4 protein-coding genes and 2 pseudogenes are annotated in these 5,332 nt (G+C 57.9%); 3 read left to right on the top strand and 3 right to left on the bottom strand.

Annotation, left to right across the window (positions count from 1 at the left end; translation table 11 throughout):
- Window positions 1–189, top strand: a pseudogene (locus K8V32_RS02865) (hypothetical protein); the annotation flags it as partial.
- On the opposite strand, the pseudogene K8V32_RS02860 reads toward K8V32_RS02865, so the two are convergent.
- Both K8V32_RS02860 and K8V32_RS02855 read right to left on the bottom strand, forming a co-directional pair.
- Window positions 162–509 (bottom strand): annotated as a pseudogene (locus K8V32_RS02860) (PIN domain-containing protein); the annotation flags it as partial. The pseudogenes K8V32_RS02865 and K8V32_RS02860 overlap by 28 nt on opposite strands.
- Before the next feature lie 30 nt (window positions 510–539).
- Window positions 540–824: an excisionase family DNA-binding protein gene (locus K8V32_RS02855; protein ID WP_303902589.1), complete on the bottom strand. Its 285-nt coding sequence runs from the start codon at window positions 822–824 to the stop codon at window positions 540–542.
- A gap of 264 nt (window positions 825–1,088) precedes the next feature.
- Between K8V32_RS02855 and K8V32_RS02850 the strand changes: the two genes are divergently transcribed.
- Both K8V32_RS02850 and K8V32_RS02845 read left to right on the top strand, forming a co-directional pair.
- On the top strand, window positions 1,089–2,264 hold the full coding sequence (locus K8V32_RS02850) for an alcohol dehydrogenase catalytic domain-containing protein (RefSeq protein ID WP_303902586.1): 1,176 nt from the start codon (window positions 1,089–1,091) through the stop codon (window positions 2,262–2,264).
- Window positions 2,265–2,315: 51 nt separating this feature from the next.
- A complete protein-coding gene (locus tag K8V32_RS02845; RefSeq protein WP_303902583.1) occupies window positions 2,316–4,559 on the top strand; it encodes a catalase in 2,244 nt (747 codons plus the stop codon).
- A 65-nt stretch (window positions 4,560–4,624) separates the two neighbouring features.
- Here K8V32_RS02845 and K8V32_RS02840 read toward each other — a convergent pair.
- Window positions 4,625–5,332, bottom strand: a 708-nt coding sequence (locus K8V32_RS02840; protein WP_303902580.1) for an MFS transporter, incomplete at its 5' end; no start/stop codon positions are given.

Below are 5,332 nucleotides of genomic sequence, written 5' to 3'. Positions count from 1 at the left end.
ATGGGTGGTGGGCTTTTCGCAGGTCTTGCCTGGGTGCTGCGTCATATGGATAACAAGTTTGAGAAAGTCGATGCCAAATTCGACAAGATTGGCGCTGAGCTCGGGGAGCTACGGGCTGATCTGAATGATGTGAAGGTTGCAGTAGCACGACTTGAAGGTCCTCACCCACCACTCTTCCTACCCCGTTGATCCGCGAATCTTGATTTTTCATTGTCAATGACGATAAGTTTCGCATTTGAATACACAGCAGCTGCTAGCACATGGCGGTCCTTGGACTCATTCGTCATCGAACCGATGAGATTCTCATAGTTTTCAATAAGAGCATCTGGAAAATTCTGGCGCATCGCGGTGATTCGTTTTCTGGCCAACTCTGGACGTATATGGAGTTGCGTCACCAGGTTTCGTTCAACTTCGTTGAGTATCTCCTCGGACCAAAGTAAACGGAACTGTCTGGCCATAGCCATGCGAAGGATCAGATCTGCTTTAGCTATTGGAATGAGCACGCACGCATCGACAAGAACTGGAAACGCTACAAGATGTCACCGTGTTTCATGTGACTCAGGGTGCTGGAAGTATGTGCCTTCGGCTGAGGCTTGTTCCGTGAGCTCTCTTAATGCCTCTCGTCTGGATTGCCGAGAACTTTGTTCGTACGCCACCACGTCTTCCAATGTCACACGTCGGTGTCTGCCGACTTTTGTGAACGAAATCTCGCCTTGTTCAAGGAGCTTTACCAGCGTTGGGCAAGAAATACCCAAGTGGTCCGCTGCCTGTTGAGTCGTGAGCTGGGCGATTTCCTCCTCGTTCTGGGCCGGAGAGCTTGCCATCGGTGCGCAGACCTTTTTCTTGACGAACGTGGGGAGCCGCAGCACGTGCCGACAGCATCGATCGTGCTGCTCAACAATGCTGTCGGTTCTCACTGACTTCACAGGACTCTGCGTATGCACTTGAGGGCACTGTGCGACAGTTGAGCAAATACTCAAGATCTCAACAGTATGCATTGCTGTACGTAGACGCATCAAAATCAAGCCCCTAGACTCGCCACACAGCCAAAATGCACGCCCCGCGATTTATCAAAGCGAGGAAGTTTTATGCGAGCAGTCACCTGGCAAGGCCGACGAAATATATCCGTCGAAGAAGTCCCCGATCCGAAGATCCGATACCCAACGGATGCGATTATTCGGGTCACCTCCACCGCAATCTGTGGATCCGATCTGCACCTGTACGAAGTGTTGACACCGTTTATGACCGAAGGCGACATCATTGGCCATGAGCCAATGGGCATCGTTGAAGAAGTCGGGGCCGCCGTCAATAATTTGCAACCCGGCGACCGCGTCGTCATTCCGTTTAATGTGTCCTGCGGGACGTGTTACTACTGTCGTCGCGGATTGCAATCCCAGTGCGAGACCACCCAAGTCACCGAATATGGTACCGGGGCAACGCTGCTGGGATACTCCAAACTTTATGGACAACTACCCGGCGGGCAAGCCGAATATCTGCGGGTACCCCACGCCGACTACGGCCCCATCAAAGTCGGGCCCGAACTCTCCGACGAGCACTATCTATTTCTCTCCGATATTTTGCCCACGGCATGGCAGGCCGTGAAATACGCACACATGCCTGAAGACGGCGTGCTGGCGGTTCTTGGGCTTGGCCCGGTGGGACAATTTGCCTCGCGCGTCGGCGTGCACCTGGGGTACGACGTCGTCGCGGTTGATCCGGTGGTCGAACGTCGCGATATGGCAGCCCGCCACGGTGTCACCGTGGCCGCCGATCATGACGAAGCCAACGAGCTGGTGAAGCAACGCACCAGCGGGCGCGGGGCCGACGGGGTGGTTGACGCCGTCGGCATGGAAGCTCATGGCAACCCTGTGGCCGCAACCCTGCAGCGCGCAGCCGGGCTGTTGCCCGATGCGCTGGGGCAGAAAGCGATGGAGACCGTGGGGATTGACCGCACCGCGGCCCTGGTCTCCGCGCTGGAATTAGCAGGTCGCGGCGGCACCGTGTCGGTGAGTGGGGTCTATGGTGGGGCCGCCACGCCGTTGCCGATGCTGACGATTTTCGACAAGCAGCTGACCATCACAACCGGCCAGTGCAATGTGCGCAACTGGGACCAGGAATTGCTGCCCTACGTGGAGGATTCCGCTGACCCACTGGGTGTCACGGATCTCGTGACCCACCGACTGCCGTTGGAACAAGCACCCGAGGCATACGACATGTTCCAAAAGAAAAACGACGGGTGCATCAAGGTCGTGCTGCAACCCTAAAGCCGATAGCACTTCATAACGCAATGACTTCTTAGAACGGATGTGAGGACCATGGCAGACAACGTTAGTCCTGGCAAACCCAGCTCAGTCGATCCACCACTGCATGACCCAGAAGACGATCCAACCCAACCGGTCCCAGAGGCTCCCGCGCCCGCGAAACCCGATCAGACGTCGCCGGCATTGCGCTCGGCAACGGGGCAACCGGCAACGTCTGCCAACGATAATCCGCGTGCCCAAGCCGAAGCATATTTGACCACATCGCAGGGTGCTCGAGTGCGTGATACACACCGGTCGTTGAAGGCCGGTGAGCGCGGACCAACGCTGCTCCAGGACCATCACCTGCGCGAAAAAATAACCCACTTCGACCACGAACGCATTCCCGAGCGCGTGGTGCATGCTCGCGGTGCCGCGGCCCACGGGGTATTTGAATCCTATGGGACCGCAGGGAACCTAACCCGGGCGCGGTTTCTTGCCGAACCAGTCACCACACCGGTATTCACTAGGTTTTCAACCGTGGTGGGATCCCGCGGCTCAGCAGACGCCGTGCGCGATACCCGCGGCTTTGCCACGAAGTTCTACACGACTGAGGGCACCTTTGACCTGGTGGGCAATAATATTCCGGTGTTCTTTATCCAGGACGGCATCAAGTTTCCCGATATTGTGCACGCGGCCAAACCGCACCCGGATCGTGAAATTCCACAGGCCCAGTCAGCCCACGATACGTTCTGGGATTTCGTCTCCCTGCACACCGAAGCCCAAGCCCATGCGATGTGGCAAATGTCAGACCGGGGCATTCCACGGTCATTTCGGATGATGGAAGGCTTCGGCGTCAACACTTTCCGCCTGATCAACGCCACGAATGAATCAGTCCTGGTGAAATTTCACTGGAAACCACGGCTCGGAGTGCACTCGTTAACTTGGGAAGAAGCCCAAATGGTCAACGGGGTTGACCCGGACTTCCACCGTCGCGATCTGGCCGATGCCATTGAATCTGGAGCATTTCCGCAGTGGGAACTGGGCGTACAAGTCTTCGCGGATACGCAAGACCAGATGTTCCAAGGTATCGACCTGCTGGATCCCACCAAGATCGTGCCCGAGGAACTCGCCGAGGTCCAACCGCTAGGACTGTTGACCCTGAATGCGAATCCGAGCAATTTCTTTGCCGAAACCGAACAGGTGGCCTTCCACCCCGGACACTTGGTGCCCGGCATCGACGTCACCAATGACCCCCTGCTGCAGGCCCGTCTGTTCTCCTACATTGACACCCAGCTGACGCGCCTGGGTGGACCAAATTTCGCCCAAATTCCCATCAACCGTCCGCACACCGAAACCAACGATATGTTGCGCGATGGCTTCCACCAGCACGGCGTCCACGAAGGTGTTGCCCCGTATAAACCCAACACCCTGGACGCCGGTTGCCCATTCTTTGCTGGCGCCCACCGCCCCGGCAGCGAAGACGAAAAACAGGCTCTGATCGACTTCCCACAACACATTGCCGAAGCCCACATGGTGCGCCGACATGCCGCATCCTTTGACGACCACTTCTCCCAGGCCACCATGTTCTACCGCAGCCTCACCCCGGTTGAACAAGAACACACCATTCAGGGCTACGCATTTGAGCTAGGCAAATGCTACGAAACCACCATCCGTCAACGCCAGGTCAACCAGTTGGCCAAGATCGACACCGAACTGGCCGCTCGCGTCGCCGAACTCCTGGGCCTGGACGTCCCAGTCGCCGAGGTCCCACCGCGCGATGACATCATGCTCAGTCCCGCCGTCTCCCAGGTTGGCAAGCGCTGGCCCCTCGACGGCCGCATCATCGGCATCGCCGTCGGAGACAACGCCACCGTACCTATGCCGCGCATCCATCAGTTGCATTCCCTCATCAAAGATCACAACATGGTGCCCCTGGTGATTGCCCCCAATGCCGCACCGCTGGCGGATGGCACCCCGGTCCAGCGCACCTATTTGACGGGCCGATCGGTTGAATACGACGCCGTGATATTCATTTCCAACAGCACCGACACCCCACCTCAAGCCCCCACCTCCGCCGGAACGGATGCCAAACTAGGGGATCCAGTCGGCCGCGAAAACGTTGATCCGCGCCTGGTGCTGCTTGCCGCCGAGTTGTTCCGACATGCCAAAGCTATAGCCTTCGACGACGCTAGCCCCGTGCCCGCAGCAGCCGGCATCAACGTCGAGGCTCCCGGCATTTTCGTAGGACAACCTGAACTGATTGCCTCCCAACTTTTCGACGCGATGCGCAGCCACCGTGTCTGGGAACGCTTCGCCTAAGACTCCACAACATCGACAGCGCTGATGACACGGTGGAGACAGTTGAAATATTTTCGGCAGAGCGCCTAGTTGTCATGGTCGTGCTGCGAAGCGGTGGCTGACTCAACGGCGTGACGTCCGTGCGTCAGCCAATACACCACAATAGAGACAAGAAGTACTGCGGCTCCGGCAAGGTAGAGGCCCACGTAGCCGCTGAGCCCGATCATGAAACCAAATGCGACCGGCCCAACGGCAATGCCCGCGTCCAGGGCCAGGTAGTGGGTCGAGGTGGCAATGGGAACTCGCTCGTGCGTCGTCCGACTGATGCCCACGGCTTGCAAGCTGGGCACCGCACCGCCTTGGCCAATACCACCGAGGATGGCCGCGATAATGACCTGCCAGAGACTATCGGCCACCGCGAGTAGTGCCAGCGACAGCGCAAATGCTAACAGTGCGATGGGGATGACCGTATTTTCGCCCCGGCGGTCATGGATGCGTCCGGCAAAGAGTCGAACCGCCAGCATGGTCAATGCGAAAATAATAAAGAATAATGACGCCGCGTTGGTCATACCCCGACCAACCAGAAATGCGGGCAGGTAGGTGGTGATCAGCGCGTAGCCGATGGCGCTGAGAAAAGCGACGATAGCCACCGGAAGGACCCTGCTATCGATAAGATCAGAGCCGCGGATGCGCCAGCGTTGGGCGTGATCCTCTGGGCTGGGTGGGTGTTCTTGAATGCGCATCGGCAGCACAGCGAGCAGTGAGATGGCAGCGCACAGGGCGGTGAAGTTGAA

The organism is Enteractinococcus helveticum (assembly GCF_020742345.1).
Lineage (GTDB): Bacteria > Actinomycetota > Actinomycetes > Actinomycetales > Micrococcaceae > Yaniella > Yaniella helvetica_A.
The sequence above is the reverse complement of the archived record's forward strand: the minus strand, read 5'-3'. Positions and strand labels throughout refer to the sequence as shown.